This window comes from Prevotella sp. 10(H) (assembly GCF_000711235.1).
Taxonomy (GTDB): Bacteria; Bacteroidota; Bacteroidia; order Bacteroidales; family Dysgonomonadaceae; genus Dysgonomonas.
On record NZ_JOMI01000007.1, the window covers coordinates 265802 to 283268 of the forward strand.

Below are 17467 nucleotides of genomic sequence, written 5' to 3' on the forward strand. Positions count from 1 at the left end.
AATGAAAAAAATCATATATATATTTCTGTCTTTACTGTTTTCAGCATCTGTCTCGGCACAGACGATGAAATCGGTAAATATAACAGGAAAAGTTTTAGACGAAAACGATGCTCCCATGACAGGAGCAACGGTATCACTCAAAGACCGTCCCGGTGTGGGGAGCTTTGCCGATGCTGAAGGTGTTTTTAAAATCAAAGCTTCAGTCGGTGATATCTTGTTGGTAACCATGATAGGATACAATAATTTTGAATACCTGATAAAGCAGGAAGAAAGCGAACTCCTCATAAAGATGTCGCCTGCATCTCAGCAACTGGCCGAAACGGTTGTAACCGGAGTGGGCGGCTCCCAGCGAAGAATCAGTATTGTCGGTGCAGTTACCACTGTAGATGTAGAACAGTTGCAAACGCCTGCCACATCCCTTCCTAACATGCTCGGGGGACGTGTGGCCGGTGTTATAACACGCCAGTCGTCAGGTGAGCCGGGTAAGAATATCTCGGATTTCTGGATTCGCGGAATCGGCACATTCGGTGCTAACGATAAAGCGCTGGTGCTGATCGATGGACTGGAAGGAAATCTGAATACAATCGATCCGGCAGATATTGAAAACTTTTCAGTATTGAAAGATGCCTCGGCTACTGCTGTATATGGTGTACGCGGTGCGAATGGCGTTATATTGGTAACCACAAAGCGCGGAACCACCGACAAGTTACGAATTTCCGCCCGTGCAAATCTGACGGTTTCACATCTCAACAGAATGCCAGAATACCTTGGGGCTTACGATTATGCCGTATTAGCAAACGAAGCTAAGGTGATGAGAGGGGATGATCCCCTGTATTCCGATGCTGAACTTTATATAATAAAAAACCGTATGGACCCGGATTTATATCCGGATGTCGACTGGAGGGATGAAATAATAAATAAAACATCGTTGCAGCAGACTTATTATATAAATGCTCGCGGTGGAGGTTCGCTGGCAAATTATTTTGTGAGTCTCGGCTTATCGAATGAAGATGCTGCATACAAACAGGATAAGACCAGTAAATATAACTCGGGTGTGGGTTTCAAACAGTATACATACAGGGCAAATATAGAAATGAACCTCACCAAAACTACTAAATTGTTTTTCGGGGTAGATGGCTGGTATAACAGGAAAAAAGACCCGGGTATAGGGGATACGAACAGGTTGTGGCTTTCGCAGATGCGGCTTACTCCATTATTGATACCTACCCAATATTCGAACGGAAAAATTCCGGCTTTTGCTACAGGCGACGCCGATTATTCACCATATGTGATGCTGAACCATACCGGACTGATAAACAAAGAAAATTCTAATAATACGTTGACGCTGACGCTAAATCAGGATTTGTCTTTTCTCCTTAAGGGCTTAAGTATACGGGCGCAAGGCGCATTGACTCAGGAAAATTATTTTGAAGAAAAAAGATGGGTAAGGCCTGAGCTATGGCGTGCTTTAGGACGTGAGGTGAATGGTCAGCTTAAAATGAAAAAGATATTTGAAAAAGAAAATGCTACTTATGGTAATTCGCAATGGCAGAAACGGAAATATCATTTCGAATCGACGGTAAACTATGACAATATTTTTGCAGAAGATCATCGTGCCGGAGCCCTGCTTTATTACTATATGAGCGATGCGAAAGAAACATTCGAAGGTGAGAAAAGCAGTATGCAGGCACTCCCTTACAGATATCAGGGTTTGTCGGGACGATTGACCTACAGCTTCAAAGATACTTATTTCCTGCATCTTAATTTCGGATATACAGGTTCTGCAAACTTTAAGAAGGGAAGTCGGTTCGGATTCTTCCCGGCTATAGCCGGAGGATGGATTCCGACACAGTATGAGTTTATGAAAAATGCATTCCCTTGGTTGAGTCACCTTAAGATAAGAGGTTCTTACGGTCTGGTGGGAAACGACCGCATTACTGATAAGAGATTTCCATATCTGACGACCATAAAAGATGATGCCGGTACCGGATGGGGCTTTAACGATAAAGGAATAAAGGAAGAATACATCGGAGCCGACAATCTGGTATGGGAAAAAGCAAAGAAGCTCGATATCGGGGTTGAGGCACAGTTCCTCAACCAGAATATCGAACTTACGGTAGATTACTTTAAAGATCAGCGCGACGGTATTTTTCAGGAGCGTGTACAGATACCCGGATATGTAGGGCTCAATAATATGCCTTTCGGAAATGTAGGGCGTATGAAAAGTTGGGGTATGGACGGTAATATATCATTCAACCACAATATAAATAAAGATATGGGATTCACTATCAGGGCTAATTTTACATATGCGACCAATGAAATACAGGATTGGGAAAAGGGATTTGATAAATATCCGTATCAGGATTATAAAGGCTGGCCTCATCATGTGAGAAGAGGATATATTTGCCTTGGCTTGTTTCGCGATGAAGACGACGTTAAGAACAGTCCTTTTCACGATACCGGTTCTAAAATACTGCCGGGCGACCTGAAATATAAAGATGTAAACGGTGACGGTATAGTGAATGACGACGATCAGGTGCCTATTTCTTATTCCGACCTGCCCCGTTTAATGTTTGGCTTCGGCGGAGAGTTCCGGTATAAGAATTTTACTTTGAATGTACTTTTTAAAGGTACAGGACGCACAGATTTTTACTGGACACAAAAAGACTGGGGACTGGGTTATATCCCGTTTGAAAGGGGTGAATTCGGTAATGTACTGAAAATAGCCAATGACCCAGCCAACAGATGGACTCCGGCTTCTTATTCCGGTACGAAAGATACGGAAAATCCGAATGCTCGCTTTCCTCGTATGAGTTATGGAGAAAACCATAACAATAATAAAATTTCGACTTTCTGGATGGGCGATTCAAAATACCTGAGATTAAGCGAACTAAGCGTGAATTACCGTTTGACGGCTAATCTTTTGAAACGCTGTGGGGTAAGTGCAATGGATATCCAGTTGGTCGGTACCGATCTTCTGGTATGGGATAATGTGAAACTTTGGGATCCGGAATTGGCACCGAGTGTAGGGCAGTCTTATCCGATACCTTCTCGCTATGCAATACAGTTATACATTCATTTCTAAAACCGGATAACATGAAATATCTAAAATTGATTATCATATCTCTTTTTGCAGGATTATGTATGAACTCCTGCGATTTCCTCGATGTACAGGACTACTACGAGGATACTCTCTCGTACGATTCAGTCTTTCATTCCACACGCAATGTCACTAAATATCTATGGTCTATACCCGCTGATTTTCCGGATGAGGGTGCAATTTTATCGGATGGATATACCCCGGGGCCGCTGGCTACGGATGAAGGGATTGTATCTTTTACCTCGGAAGAGTTCAGAGGAATGTCTTTAGTTCTGGGAAAAGTGAAGCCCGAAGATTTGAAAGGTCTCGATAACTGGAGTAGTATGTACAAGATAATACGCCGGGTAAATATACTATTTAGCAGGATCGATGAAGCAGTGGACATGAAACCTACCGATAAGTTCGAAATATTAAGTTATGCCCGCTTTATTAGAGCGTATGCATATTACCATTTACTTATGAATTTCGGACCGGTCATACTAGTAGGTGATGAGGTAATGGAAAATAACGAAACTCCTGAGTATTATGATACACACCGTGCAACTTACGACGAATCGGTGGAATATATATGCTCAGAGTTGGAAGAAGCCGCTAAATATATGCCGCCAAAGGCGCTTACCACACAGTTCGGACGCCCTACCAAAGGGGCAGCCTATGGATTGATAGCACGTTTACGGCTACAGCATGCCAGCCCTGCTTACAACGGAGGTGACGCTGCCAAACGATATTTCGGTTCATGGACACGTTCTACAGACGGTGTACATTATGTGTCCCAGACTTATGATGAAACGCGGTGGGCTATCGCTGCAGCCGCTGCCGAGCGGGTAATGAATATGGGATATGGCTTGTATACAGTTCTGGAAGATTCAGAAACACCAGCATTGCCCGATAACGTACCTTCAGCGCTGTTTCCGGAAGGAGCAGGGGGGATAGACCATTTCAGGTCGTATTCCGAAATGTTCAACGGGGAGGCTGTTTCAGTGCAGAATCAGGAGTTTGTCTGGGCCCGTATGTCTGACCGTATAAGAGAAAATACGAAGCATTCTTTCTCCTACACGATTTGCGGAGGCTGGAACGGTATGTGTGTGACGCAAAAAGTCGTTGATGCTTTTTATATGATAGACGGGCGCGACAAAAGTAATTCCAGTAAGGAATATCCGTATTCGGAAGAAGGAATGTATAGCGGCGGCGCAAAGAAATTCTCGGGATATACATTGAATAATAATATCTATAATATGTATGTAAACCGGGAGATGCGGTTTTATGCTACAATAGGATTTAGTAAACGCTTCTGGGCCAATAATTCGACCACTGAAACAGACCGTAAAAATAAGACGATCGAATATCATCTGGGTGGTAATGCCGACCGTTATGACAGGGGATCGGATACTCCCGATTATAACCTGACCGGGTACGTAATAACCAAATATGTACATCCCGATGATGCTTGGGCTGGAGATGGGAGTATGCGCCTAGATAAACCTTATCCGATTATCCGCTATGCCGAAATTCTTATTTCATATGCCGAAGCTTTGAATAACCTGACAAAGACACATACAGTAACTTTACCCGATGGCATAGAAGGAGAAGCTACATATACCGTTTCCAGAGATCTGGATAAAATAAGAGGGGCTTTCAATCAGATTCGTTACAGGGCAGGCCTGCCGGGATTGGAAGAAACTACACGCGATGATATTCAGTCTGCTATAGAGCGGGAACGAATGATCGAATTTCTATACGAAAACAGACGTTATTTTGATGTACGTCGCTGGGGCATTTACGAAGAATCGGAAAGCGAACCTATTGTAGGTATGAACATCATGCTCCCTGAGCCGGGATTTTATAGCCGTACTCCTGTAAACCATAAGTTTGTAAGAGACCGTATTATAAACAAACGAATGGTTTTCTTACCTATTCCTAAAGACGAAATACTGAAAGTGAAGAGTCTGGACCAGAATCCGGGCTGGTAATAATTTTATTAATGATTAAAGACTATAAAATGAAAATAATAACCAGAATATTGATTCTATTGCTTATTGGGGCAGGGCTCTTAGCATGTGACGACTACGGTCAATATGAAAAGGAAATGTACGAGAAGAAAATATATATAGTAAGCCGAGCCGAAAACGTATTTTCTTTGGTTTGTGAGTTCGATAACCTGGATTCATTGCATAATATTTCTATATCCTGTTCGGGCTCCAATAAGATCGAAAGGGATGTGACGGTGACATTGGAAGACGATACTATACTGCTGCCGAAATATAACTTTTCGAATTTCGATATAGATTCTACAAAATATGCACGTACATTATCAAAATGGCGTTACCGGTTCCCGTCTATGACAATGACACTGAAAGCCGGAGAAGAAGATGTGTATGGACTACTGCCTTTCTATATTCATCCGGATAATTTGCTGGGCTTATCTCCCGATTCCATATATTTTATTCCTTTGGCAATTAAGAGTGTATCCGATTATACTGTTAATGCAGAAAAGTTTAATGCATTGGTACGTATATACCTTAAGAATAAATATGCAGAGACACAAGAGCTAAGTTATTATACGATGAAAGGCTTTTATGGATCATCTCCTGATGAAAATCTGGTAATGAATACAAATAAAGCCGTTTCTCCTATTTCTCCGAATGCGATACGAATGTATATGGGAACCACGAGTCCGGCTAAGCCTACACCGGAATTAATACATAAATCTACTATAAAGATAGAAGTGAATGCTGATAGAACAGTTGATATAACACCTTACAATCCGGATGCCGGAACTCTGGAAGTAGAACAATTACCGATACCGTCTGATAACCCAGACTTTCTGTATACAAATATATTCGAAGAGATACCCGATAAATATGTGAAGAATAAGATGAATCAGCGTTTTCTGCTCTATTACCGTTATCGGACGATGGAGAACGGCAGTTGGTCTAACTGGACATACATCAGGGAAATTATAAGCAGGATAAAACCCGCAGAATAATTTACGCATTAGGTTTAGGTATCATCTATACCAAACATGCGGTAAAAAAAGCCCGGATAAATATTATCCGGGCTTTGATTTCCTATATCTTTTCTATGCCTATTCCCGGTAGGTCATTAAGAATCAGTTTTCCATCTTTTACGGTAGTTCCTCTGTAAATGTCATTACTGATCAGCAGATTGCCGTCGAGGTCGGCCCAATCTACAGCTGGCGATAATTGGGTGGCAGCCGATATGGCACAGGATGTTTCGGTCATGCAGCCGACCATCACCTGCATATTGGCGGCACGGGCAACAGTCAGTATCTTCCATGCTTCGCGCATACCCGTACATTTCATCAGTTTGATGTTCACTCCTGTAAATGCACCTTTCAGCCTCAATACATCGGTTAGGCGCTGAAATGACTCGTCGGCAAAGACCGGTAGCGGGCTGCGTTCTGTAATCCATGCCGCATCATCCAGATTGTGCTTAGGGACGGGTTGTTCTATCATCACTATGCCTCTTTCTTTTAGCCAGTATATCATATCCAGTGCATAATGTTTGTCTTTCCATCCCTGGTTGGCATCTATAGCTATCGGCTTATCCGTTACCGAACGGATAGTCTCTATCATTTCCTTATCATTGTCGCGGCCCAGCTTTACTTTCAGTATATTGTACAGCGGCGCGGCTTCTCTTGTCTTTTCCTTTACGATATCCATTGTGTCTATCCCGATTGTGAAAGTAGTAGACGGAGTCTTGGATTTATCCAATCCCCATATTTTATACCATGGCTGCCCCATTATTTTACCTACAAGGTCATGCAGGGCAATATCTACCGAAGCTTTTGCAGCGGTATTATTTTCGGCTATTTTATCGATATAGGTCAGTATATCATCCAGTTCGAAAGGGCTCGGAAACTGGCTGAGGTCAACTTTCTTCAAAAATTCCATTACAGATACCTGCGTTTCTCCCAGATAGGGCGGGAGAGAAGCTTCGCCATATCCGGTGATACCGTCGTATTCTATTTCCGTCAGTACAACAGGAGTCATGGTGCGCGATGAGTTCGCTATTGTAAACACATGCCTCAGTTGCAGGTCGTAAGGACGGAAACTCAACTTCATTTTTCCCTTTGCTATTGTTAATTTCTCTTTTCCTTTTTGGGCAAATAACTGCTGATGTGAACCGATACCCATGCCTGCTGTCAGCGATACTAAGGCAGTTTTCTTTAAAAAGTCGCGTCTCGATTTCATTGTATTTCTGTTTACGGTTGTTGTTGATAAAGCGGATTGTTGTCGATACTCCAGATACCATTCGTATCGGTTGCCCCGATAATACGGCTGGCTTTCACAAATTCGCGGGTGTTTAGTTCATCATAATTTACTTTGGCAGAGTCCAGACTTCCCACACGGATGTATCCCGAAGCATGGATAAACTCATTGTTTCCTATATAGAAGGCGACATGCCTTATCCGTTCTTTCTTTCCGTTTTCTGCTTTTTTCCCGAAAAACATCAGGTCACCCGGTCGCAGGTTACTATATCCGTCCGATATATCCATAGGGATACCGGTTTTTACCTGTTGTGAAGCATCGCGCATCAGGATAATACCGTGCATAAGCATCACAATTTTGGTGAAACCGCTGCAATCCATTCCTTTTACAGATGTACCGCCCCAGATATAAGGAATACCTTTTAGCGAGAAAGCCGCACGGACTATACTTTCTTCCGTCATATTGAGTGAAGCTTGCCAGTCCTTATATACACGGCTCTGGCTTTTAAGTATAAATGCAATACGTCCGTCGGGGTAAGATGCCTTATAAAATCTGCCGTTGTCACTCTCCAGTTTCAGCATATTGCCGAAAACAAGGTCGGAAACCCGCTGACCTTTTTCGTTCGGATTTTCATAGCTAAAGCCAAAGTCGTCCGTAAATATAATTTTAGGGGAAACCGTCCATTTGTTAAACTTTTCTTTTGTCATCCTTACAAAAGAGTTCTCCGGTATCCATGCTACATAACCTTCGGCTGATTTTATCCGTACCCAACCGTCATGCTGCAATACCTGCACGGGTGCGCCTAATAATAACTGCGTACCCATCTCGGCAGAATAGCTTGTGCCCATGCGTACGTCCGCTACGGATACATTTACTACTCCATATGTTTTATTTCCTACCTTTTCATCCGGTAAGATTATTATGCTGTCTATAGCTGCCGTATTCTGCTTCCGTATTTCTTCCAAGAGTTCGTTTTTAGCTTCTGCTACGGAAGTCACTCCTTTTACAAGAGGCTTTCCGTCCTTCTCGGTGACTTTAATTTCATACACATTATCTCGTCTGTCAGGCACATATTTGATGCGCACACTATCGGCAATAGCATTCAGTTCGGGATAAGCTGTCTTATCTTCTTTGAATTGACATGAAAAGAAGAAGATGAAAGCAATTATATAAAGTATTATTAGTATGTTTATTTTCATAGAATATATTTTTAAATTATTACCGGTCTGCTTTATATGCATCCACCGCTTTTTTTACCGAGCCATGTAATAATAACAACCGTTGTGCCTGCTCATAATCTAATCCTAGTTCGTCCATTATCATGCGTGTGCCCCTGTCGACAAGTTTAGCGTTCGACAATTGCATATTCACCATGCGGTTTCCTTTTACCCGCCCTAGCTTAATCATTGTCGAAGTAGTAATCATATTCAGAACCATTTTCTGCCCCGTGCCCGATTTCATACGCGAACTGCCCGTTACAAACTCCGGCCCGACAATAATCTCTATAGCAATATCCGCTTCCTGCGACAAAGGAGAATCGGGGTTGCTTGAGATAGATGCAGTAAGTATACCATGCTTTCGAGCTTCACGCAGAGCACCGATTACATAAGGTGTTGTTCCCGATGCGGCAATACCGATTACCGTATCTTTTTCATTTATATCATATGCCTGTAATTCTTTCCATCCGGCTTCCATATCATCCTCGGCTTTTTCCACCGGGTTTCTCAGCGCCTTGTCACCTCCCGCTATAAGTCCGATAACAAGCGTGTTCGGCATCCCGAAAGTAGGAGGTATCTCGGATGCATCAAGTACGCCCAATCTGCCGCTCGTGCCCGCTCCCATATAGAAAATCCGTCCGCCTTGCTGCATGCGCGGAATAATTTGGCTGACTAGTTTTTCTATTTGCGGAATAGCTTTTTCTACGGCCAGTGCGACCTTCTGGTCTTCCCTGTTTATATCGGTGAGCAGTTCATCCACCGATTTGTTTTCCAGATCGTCGTATAATGAAGGCTGCTCGGTTATTTTTATAAAAGACATTTTTGGTATGGATTAAATTAAGTATTTATAGACTGTGGTATTTTATCAGCCCTTCCATTGGTGATTGCACTATTTTTCCTATATTAAGATTCAAGTCTTCTCCCACCTTACGTAAAACTTTCCGGTAGTGGTATGCAACCGAACCCGTGAAATGTATTTCATAATTCGTATAATCATATTGCATAACATTCCTGATATAGAAATCACGGAATGCATTGTATACCAGTTCGTATACTGAATTATCATTTATATTTTCCAGGATAAAAGGAGAGAAACCCGCTAAAAACCTGTTTGGCATCGGCTGACGGTAAACATTTTCCAGAATCAGGGCCGGAGTCAGATTATAATGAGTTAAGAACTTCTCTTTTATGCCTTCAGTCAACTGATTTTTTAGGCAGGCACCAATAAAGAGCCGCCCTAGTACAGCGCCGCTGCCCTCGTCGCCTAATACATAGCCTAAAGGAGAAACATTTGATTGTATATTTTCCCCGTCATAAAAGCAGGAATTAGATCCTGTACCGATAATGCAGGCTATACCTTTAGTGTGCCCGCATAAACCTCTTGCAGCAGCAAGCAGGTCGCTTCCTATTTCAATTTTAGCAATATGTAAATTGTCTGAAATGGCGGCTTTTATTATCTCGTTCTTTTCCGGGAAAGCGCAGCCGGCACCGTAGAAATAAACAGCATCGATATCATAGTCTGAAATATGCGGGAGCAGTTCGACTTTTAATTCTTCACTGATTTCTTCGCGTGTGCGGAAAAAGGGGTTTGCACCTTTAGTATAAAACTGCTTTACCGTTTGCCCGTTATCTATCAGGCACCAGTCGACTTTAGTGGAACCTCCGTCTGCAAGTAAAATCATATGTTATATTTTAGTCCGTTCGGGAAATATCAGAACTTCATTACAATATGCTTAAGGTCGTTTTCAAACTGCTTATACTCTTCTTTTGTTAATGTTTTGTTGAGACTAAGAACCAGTAATTCATGAGGTTTGTAGCCTTCTTTATAAGCAGGATGAGCATGCTTGTAAGGATTGAGTTTATAGCCTAGTTTTTCATAGAACCGGAACCTTTTTTCCGATATGGAATCTGTTATAGGGTCTATCTCTAGCAATACTGTTTTCTGCACGGTCTTGGCAAAGGTATCGAGCATGATGCTGCCTATATTTTTCCCTCTTAAGTCCGGATTGACAGCCAAATGCTCGATATAAACATAATCCGTAAAATCCCAACAGGCAACGAAGAATTGCAATGTATCATTTTCTATATTCGCCAGCAGATAATAACGTTCGTCATTGAATGCGGTAAGCTGCTGCGATTCGTCCCGTTGTTCATATACAGGAAAAGAAACGGTATAAATATCCCAAAAAGGCTTATACCACCTGTCTTCTGTATCGGTTATCCTGTGGAATGCATTTTCCGGCATTACTCTTCTTTATACATCTTGTTGAACTTAGGTCTGATAAACAAACGTAAAGATACATCATAATTCAGATAACTCCATACCCAGTCGATGAAAACCGATACCTTATTTCTCATCCCTACAATGGAAAGAATATGCACCCCTAGCCACAGCCACCACGCAAACCAGCCGCCAAAATGGAATTTTCCGAGATCGGCAACGGCAGCATTACGGCCGATAGTAGCAAGTGAACCCCTGTCGGAATATACAAATTTATCCCAATCTGAATTGCTTTCGGATTTATTCAGGTTCTTAGCCAGTCTTTTTGCCATTTGCAAGGCTACCTGTGCCACCTGCGGATGTCCTTTGGGACTTTTATCCGAAATGAGTAGAGCTGTATCGCCAATAGCAAATATATTATTGTAGCCATCCACCTGATTGTACTCGTTGATGACAAGCCGTCCACGATTATATGAAGTATCGGCAAGTCCTTTCAGACTGTTCGGTTTCACTCCGGCAACCCAGAAAACATTTCGTGACCGCAAAGTGCTGCCGTCGCTGAGTGTGGCATAAGGCTTATCGTAAGACTTAACCGATATATCCTGATGAATAATAACGCCTCGTTTCTTTAGTGTTTCTGCAGCATTTTCAGATGACTTTTCCGACATGCCGAATAGTAATCGCGGAGATGCGTCGACCAAATGGATTTCCATTTTCGAAAAGTCTATTTCCGGATAATCTTTTGGAAATATGGCTTTTCTCATATCGGCAAGCGCTCCGGAAAGCTCTACTCCTGTGGCACCTCCTCCCACGATGACGAAGGACAGTATTTCTCTCAATTCGTCTTCATCATCAGTATTTAATGCTTCTTCGAAGCTCAGCAGTATTCTGTTCCTTACCAATAATGATTCGGAAATCGATTTCAAAGAGAAGGTGCTGTCTTTCAGACTTTCATTGCCGAAGTAATTCGTATTGCATCCAGTCGATATTACTAAATAGTTATAAGGAATATCGCCTATATTGGTACTTATAAACTTTTTGTCCGGATCTACATACTGCGCTTCGCACATGCGGAAATGGACATTTTTGTTTTTCTGGAAATTCTTACGGTGCGGATAAGAGATAGAACTCGGCTCGAGTCCGCCTGTTGCTACCTGATAGAATAAAGGCTGGAACTGATAGTAATTATTCTTATCTATCAGTACTACCTGATATTTCTTTTTATCTGCCTTTTTCGCCAGTTCGAGTCCGGCAAAACCTCCTCCGATAATAACCAGCCTTTTCTTTTTCCCCGCATCGGGTATGTTTACTATATTATTCATACTTACGTAGTTTATGATTTCTGTAAAATAAAAAACCACCTTCACTCCGGACGTATTTATTCCTACAAGTGTCAGTGGTTATTAGATATAAGATATCTAAAATATCTCTATATTTCAGCTTTCTGCTTTATTCTTAGCAGCTTTTTTCGATTCCCATTTTGCTTTTGCTACCTCGTAAACGCCCGGTAGTATGGAGACTATCACAATGATAATTACAACTTTGTCCAGATTCTTTTCTACCCATGCATTACTACCTATTATGGCTCCTAAAGCACAGAAAATAGCAACCCATGCTATACCTCCTATAACGTTAAAAGAGAAGAAATGTTTATAACTCATCCTACCCATACCGGCCACAAAAGGAGCGAATGTACGGACTATCGGAACGAAGCGGGCAAGTATAATTGTTTTGCCTCCATGCTTCTCGTAAAACTTATTTGTCTTTTCCAGATATTCTTGCTTAAATATCTTGGACTTTGGGTTACTGAAAAGCTTTTGCCCGAAAAACCGTCCTATGGTATAATTAGTGGCATCGCCGATAATAGCAGCAACGATAAGTATTCCTACAAGTATATATATATGGAGCGGATTGTCAGGTCTTACAGCTATAGCTCCCGCTAAAAACAAGAGCGAATCGCCGGGAAGAAACGGAGTGACAACCAGTCCTGTTTCGCAAAAAATAATCAGGAATAATATGGCATAAACCCATGTACCGTATTCAGTAACCAGCATATCCAACGTGCCGCCCGTATCTCTTAAGAGATTGAGAAAGAAGTTCCAGACTTCGTGTAAAAATTCCATTTTTTAAGTTACGTGTTATTGTTTATTATGATGATATATTAGAAATGATGAGCTTAGCTCATCATTCCCATTATGTTTTACTTTACTAAAAGTCCGGCGGCTACAGCGTCACGCTTTTCTTTCCCTGCCAGTTGTTCAACGAGGCAAAGGGCAAAATCGATTGTAAGTCCGGGGCCCCGTCCTGTTGTTATATTTCCGTCTACAACTACAGCCTTGTCGGTTTGCAGGTTTGCTCCTTTCAGATATTGTTCGAAACCCGGGTAGCAGGTCGCATTTTTACCTTCGAGCAGTCCTAAACCGCCTAATACCATTGGCGAAGCGCATATAGCAGCAACTTTCTCGCCCTTGTTTGCAAAGGCCAGAAGTTCTTTCTTCATATTTTCATGGTTGTTGAAATTAGTAGTACCTCCCGGTAAAACCAGCATTCCGGCAATAGAGAAATCTACCTGATCGAACATCAGGTCGGCTGTAACCAGTACCTGATGACTTGACATCACCTGCTTGCTGTCGGTCAACGACACCGATTTTACATTCAGTTCGGCACGACGCAGGATATCTATAGTCCCCAGCGCTTCGATTTCTTCGAAACCGGTTGTTAGAAATACGAATATAGTCTTCATACCAATTTAATTTAGATTAAACTTATATGTGATTGTTCCTTTTTGATTTATTACGGAAGATACGACGTTGAACTTAGTCCTTTTTGCCGCTCTGACAGCTTCGTTGCGCAGATTGGCGTTGGGTGTATTCGTACCTTTTCCGATTGTGGCTTCTACTACATCGCCTTTGGCATTCACTAGGATATCTACCACTACTGTTCCGTAATCATCTACGGAATAGTTTGGCTTTACCAGTCCCCCGCTACCAAGGCTACGACCGCCCAGATCGAACGAACCCCAGCCGCCTACACCGGATGTCTTGCCATAACTGGCATTTCCGGTAGGTACACCTTGTGTGCCCTGTCCTTCACCTTCGCCACGACTTCCGCTGCCCGTACCGTTTCCGAACAATCCGGCCACATCTTTATTTATCTGGCCTTTTTTAGCAGCTTCCTGTTGGGCTACACGTTCAGCTTCGGCTTTTTTTCTTTGCTCGGCAGCTTCCTGCTGTTTCTTTTCTTCGGCTTTTCGTTTAGCTTCTTTTATAGCGACTGTTTCTTCGAAGTCCTGAGTAACGGCAGTTTTTTCTGTATTGGTTACGGTCGGCTTCACTTCTTTTGTCGTATTTTTCACCATGGGGATAGGATCCTCCACTACATTTGGCGATGTAGCTTCTGTGGCGCTCTGATTCCCGTTGCCCCTGCCGAACGGTTCATCGTCTCCTCCGGCATTTGGTACATTTCCGAACATAACAGGTACGCCCCCGAGTTCTTCGGAGCGAAGCATTGCCGGTGCGGGCTTCAAATAGTAAAATAACAGGAACAGAATAATCAACAGGTGAAAGCCTGCCGTTCCTATTATACTGATCATTCTGTCTTTTTGCGCCTCCATATTATTGTTGTAATGGTTCGGGTGTTTCTTTTAAATAGTTTTTATATGCTTTTATTGTCTTTTCCAGTCCAAGATACAATGCGTCGCTGATCAGTGCATGACCTATCGATACTTCATCCAGCCATGGAATATTTTTGTATAGGAAATGCAGATTTTCAAGGCTCAGGTCGTGTCCTGCATTTACTCCGAGTCCTAATTTCTTAGCTAATCGCGCTGCTTCTACAAAGGGAGCGACAGCTTCATCCCTATTTTTTGTATAACCTACTGCATACGGCTCGGTATATAATTCTATACGGTCAGTACCCGTTTTTGCTGCATATTCAATTATTTTCGGGTCTGTTCCTGTGAAAATCGAAGTGCGGACACCTACTTCGTGGAATTCATCGATAAGATCGGAAAGTAACTGCTGATTTTCAATAGTGTCCCAGCCTGCGTTCGATGTTATGGCATCGGGTGCATCCGGAACAAGCGTTACTTGCGTCGGACGTATAGTCGTTATGAGGTCTATAAACTTGTGTGAAGGGTATCCTTCTATATTCAACTCGGTGCTTATCCGTGATTTCAGGTCATATACATCCTTAAAGCGTATATGCCTTTCATCTGGGCGGGGATGCACAGTAATACCTTGTGCGCCGAATTTTTCACAATCGAGGGCAACCTTGAGTACATCCGGAACATTGCCTCCGCGCGCGTTGCGTAAAGTCGCTATCTTATTAATATTTACACTAAGTTTTGTCATAGATAACAATTAAAATGATCTCTCTTTATATCAAATACTAAAAACTATCATTATTAAGTTAAAACTTTTTAGCAACTTTGCATAGTAATGTGACACGCAAAGGTAATACGAATTGATGAAATAGAGGGTATCAGTTCCAATTTATTAACAGCCCGGCTGACGATTATTTTGGATAAAACGGATATTTCATTAAAAACATGAGAATATGAAGATTGCTATATTCGGAAGTAAGCATCAGAAGACGGAACAGGTAAAGAATTTATTCAGGATACTGCAGGAGAATAATACGGAAATATATCTTCAGGAAAAGTTCTACAATTATCTGAAAGATACACTGAAAATGCAATACGACGTTGCCGGCATTATAACGAATGATGACTTCGATGTAGATATAGTGGTCAGCATAGGAGGTGACGGTACATTTCTTCGCACGGCTTCGGCAATCGGCAAAAAGAATATCCCTATACTTGGAATTAATGCGGGTCGCCTTGGTTTTCTGGCAGATGTAGGAGAAAAAGACCTCGAAGATACCTTTAAGGATATTTTTTCGGGAAACTACCGTATAGAACACCGGAGCCAATTGCAACTATCTACCGAACACCGCGATTATCACGGATTCAATTATGCACTGAATGAAATAGCTATACTGAAACAGGATACGGCTTCCATGATTACGGTACATGCATACATAAATGATGAATACCTGAACTCATACGAAGCTGACGGACTGATAATTGCTACACCTACAGGCTCAACTGCCTATTCGCTCAGTGTGGGCGGGCCTGTAATGACCCCTACTGCTTCCAATTTTGTGATCTCAGCAGTTGCGCCTCATAGCCTGAGTAATCGCCCATTAGTGGTTACTGACGATTGTATAATTACACTGAAAGTGGAGAGCCGCAATGAAAACTTCCTTATTTCACTGGACGGCCGTTCCAATATTTTCAATACGGGTACGGAACTGACAATAAAGAAAGCGGATTTTACACTTAATGTCATTAAGCGTAAGGGAAATTCTTTTTATAATACGTTGCGAAACAAACTGATGTGGGGGATTGATCCACGCCAAAGCTAGGAATAAATCGATACATATATTTTATGCGAAACTGCTTGTGTAATTACATGCAGTTTTTTTACTTTCCAATGTGTTAAAATTGACGTTTAAAACATTGGTTAAGAATAGCTAAATGTCATTTTTGTAATAAAAATAGTCGTACCTTAGCATGTCTGATATACTACTATATAATACATTAACAAGCTACCCAGATGCAGTCTATTAACGAGGAACTTATAAAGATCCTGAAAGAAAAAACACCCGAAAAAGAAACTACTGCCTCTTTTTTGATGAATCTGTTACCTTTGGGTAAGGAGGCCGTATATCGTCGATTGAGAGGAGAGATTCCATTTACTTTAGATGAGGCAACCACTATTTGCCGAAAGAATGGTATATCGTTGGATTTATTAATGGGAATAAGGGAAGACGATACCTATGCTTTCCACTTTGATACATTTGTGTCTGAAAATCCTGTGGATAATTATTGCAAGATGCTGTACCGCATAATCAACAGTGTGGAATATATAAAAGACGATCCTTCTGTATTTCTGTACAGGGCTCATAATACCATTCCTCAGGAGTTTATGTACAATTATGAGTATTTGTCAAAAGTGTATGTATACATTCTCTATTCTCAATTGTTTTCCGAAACAAGTAGCGGATATAAAATGAAGACCTTTTCGGAAGTAAATTTCCCGAAAGAGATATTTGTTGCGCAGAAAGCTTCTACAGCCAGTGTACATGATTTTAAGAGTTTGATGATACTGGACCAAAAAATGTTTAAGGATTATATAGGTATTGTAAAATATTTCCAGTATCTGGGAATGATAAACCAATCGGATATAGTAAAAATAAAAGAAGAAATGTATAAGCTAATAAAAGACATCGAACTATGTGCGGCAAAAGGCTTATCTCTCAACGGTAAAGAGATGGGTATCTATTTGTCGCATATATCGTTCGATTGCAGCTATACTTTTCTCGAAAGTGAGAATTTTAATGTATCTTCTATCGGAATATTTTGCCTCGATTATCTTTCGTCGCAAAATCAAAGAGTGAATAAAAGCCAGAAGACATGGATAAAATCGCTTCTGCGTTTTTCTACACAGATATCTGTTTCGGGCGAATTGCAAAGACGTGAATTTTTTCAGGAGCAAAGGTCTTATATAGATACTATGCTGTAAGTTGTGACCAAAACAAAAATCCGAAAATTGGTAAGAATTTAAATAATATAATAATCGGAGATTCTTACGCTTAAGCGATTGATGTTTCTATATAAAAAAGTGTGAATAGA

Annotated in this window: 15 protein-coding genes; 5 read left to right on the top strand and 10 right to left on the bottom strand. The window is 41.6% G+C overall.

Going from position 1 to position 17467, the window contains the following annotated elements; all coding sequences use genetic code 11:
* Nucleotide 1: 1 nt before the first annotated feature.
* The 3 genes from K348_RS0112640 to K348_RS0112650 are packed head-to-tail and all read left to right on the top strand — an operon-like array spanning nucleotide 2 to nucleotide 6086.
* On the top strand, nucleotides 2-3085 hold the full coding sequence (locus K348_RS0112640) for a TonB-dependent receptor (RefSeq protein ID WP_029905306.1): 3084 nt from the start codon (nucleotides 2-4) through the stop codon (nucleotides 3083-3085).
* A gap of 11 nt (nucleotides 3086-3096) precedes the next feature.
* Entirely contained in the window at nucleotides 3097-5070 is a 1974-nt protein-coding gene (locus K348_RS0112645; protein WP_029905307.1) for a RagB/SusD family nutrient uptake outer membrane protein, read from the top strand.
* A gap of 29 nt (nucleotides 5071-5099) precedes the next feature.
* The gene (locus tag K348_RS0112650; RefSeq protein ID WP_029905308.1) at nucleotides 5100-6086 is read left to right on the top strand and encodes a DUF1735 domain-containing protein; all 987 of its coding nucleotides are present in this window, start codon (nucleotides 5100-5102) and stop codon (nucleotides 6084-6086) included.
* Nucleotides 6087-6168: 82 nt separating this feature from the next.
* On the opposite strand, the gene K348_RS0112655 is transcribed toward K348_RS0112650, so the two are convergent.
* From K348_RS0112655 to K348_RS0112700, 10 genes are all read right to left on the bottom strand, one after another.
* A complete protein-coding gene (locus K348_RS0112655; protein ID WP_029905309.1) occupies nucleotides 6169-7314 on the bottom strand; it encodes a dipeptide epimerase in 1146 nt (381 codons plus the stop codon).
* An 11-nt stretch (nucleotides 7315-7325) separates the two neighbouring features.
* Nucleotides 7326-8531 carry a C40 family peptidase gene (locus K348_RS0112660; protein ID WP_029905310.1) on the bottom strand — a complete coding sequence of 402 codons (1206 nt, stop codon included), beginning with the start codon at nucleotides 8529-8531 and terminating at the stop codon, nucleotides 7326-7328.
* A gap of 19 nt (nucleotides 8532-8550) precedes the next feature.
* Nucleotides 8551-9369, bottom strand: a complete 819-nt coding sequence (gene murQ / locus K348_RS0112665) for an N-acetylmuramic acid 6-phosphate etherase (protein ID WP_029905311.1) — start codon at nucleotides 9367-9369, stop codon at nucleotides 8551-8553.
* Nucleotides 9370-9394: 25 nt separating this feature from the next.
* Nucleotides 9395-10231: an ATPase gene (locus tag K348_RS0112670; protein ID WP_029905312.1), complete on the bottom strand. Its 837-nt coding sequence runs from the start codon at nucleotides 10229-10231 to the stop codon at nucleotides 9395-9397.
* A gap of 29 nt (nucleotides 10232-10260) precedes the next feature.
* Nucleotides 10261-10794 (bottom strand): N-acetyltransferase, encoded by a 534-nt coding sequence (locus K348_RS0112675; protein ID WP_029905313.1) that lies wholly within the window; start codon nucleotides 10792-10794, stop codon nucleotides 10261-10263.
* Nucleotides 10794-12092 (bottom strand): NAD(P)/FAD-dependent oxidoreductase, encoded by a 1299-nt coding sequence (locus K348_RS0112680; RefSeq protein ID WP_029905314.1) that lies wholly within the window; start codon nucleotides 12090-12092, stop codon nucleotides 10794-10796. The genes K348_RS0112675 and K348_RS0112680 overlap by 1 nt, the downstream gene beginning before the upstream one ends.
* A gap of 114 nt (nucleotides 12093-12206) precedes the next feature.
* On the bottom strand, nucleotides 12207-12893 hold the full coding sequence (locus K348_RS0112685; RefSeq protein ID WP_029905315.1) for a DedA family protein: 687 nt from the start codon (nucleotides 12891-12893) through the stop codon (nucleotides 12207-12209).
* A 77-nt stretch (nucleotides 12894-12970) separates the two neighbouring features.
* On the bottom strand, nucleotides 12971-13513 hold the full coding sequence (locus K348_RS0112690; protein ID WP_029905316.1) for a DJ-1 family glyoxalase III: 543 nt from the start codon (nucleotides 13511-13513) through the stop codon (nucleotides 12971-12973).
* A 6-nt stretch (nucleotides 13514-13519) separates the two neighbouring features.
* A complete protein-coding gene (locus tag K348_RS0112695; RefSeq protein WP_231496788.1) occupies nucleotides 13520-14362 on the bottom strand; it encodes an energy transducer TonB in 843 nt (280 codons plus the stop codon).
* Between the two features lie 22 nt (nucleotides 14363-14384).
* The gene (locus K348_RS0112700) at nucleotides 14385-15122 is read right to left on the bottom strand and encodes a pyridoxine 5'-phosphate synthase (protein WP_029905318.1); all 738 of its coding nucleotides are present in this window, start codon (nucleotides 15120-15122) and stop codon (nucleotides 14385-14387) included.
* Between the two features lie 205 nt (nucleotides 15123-15327).
* Between K348_RS0112700 and K348_RS0112705 the strand changes: the two genes are divergently transcribed.
* Both K348_RS0112705 and K348_RS18500 read left to right on the top strand, forming a co-directional pair.
* Nucleotides 15328-16197 carry an NAD kinase gene (locus K348_RS0112705; RefSeq protein ID WP_029905319.1) on the top strand — a complete coding sequence of 290 codons (870 nt, stop codon included), beginning with the start codon at nucleotides 15328-15330 and terminating at the stop codon, nucleotides 16195-16197.
* A 191-nt stretch (nucleotides 16198-16388) separates the two neighbouring features.
* Nucleotides 16389-17357, top strand: coding sequence for a helix-turn-helix domain-containing protein (locus K348_RS18500; protein ID WP_036930536.1), 969 nt, complete (start codon nucleotides 16389-16391; stop codon nucleotides 17355-17357).
* The last annotated feature ends 110 nt before the right edge of the window (nucleotides 17358-17467 follow it).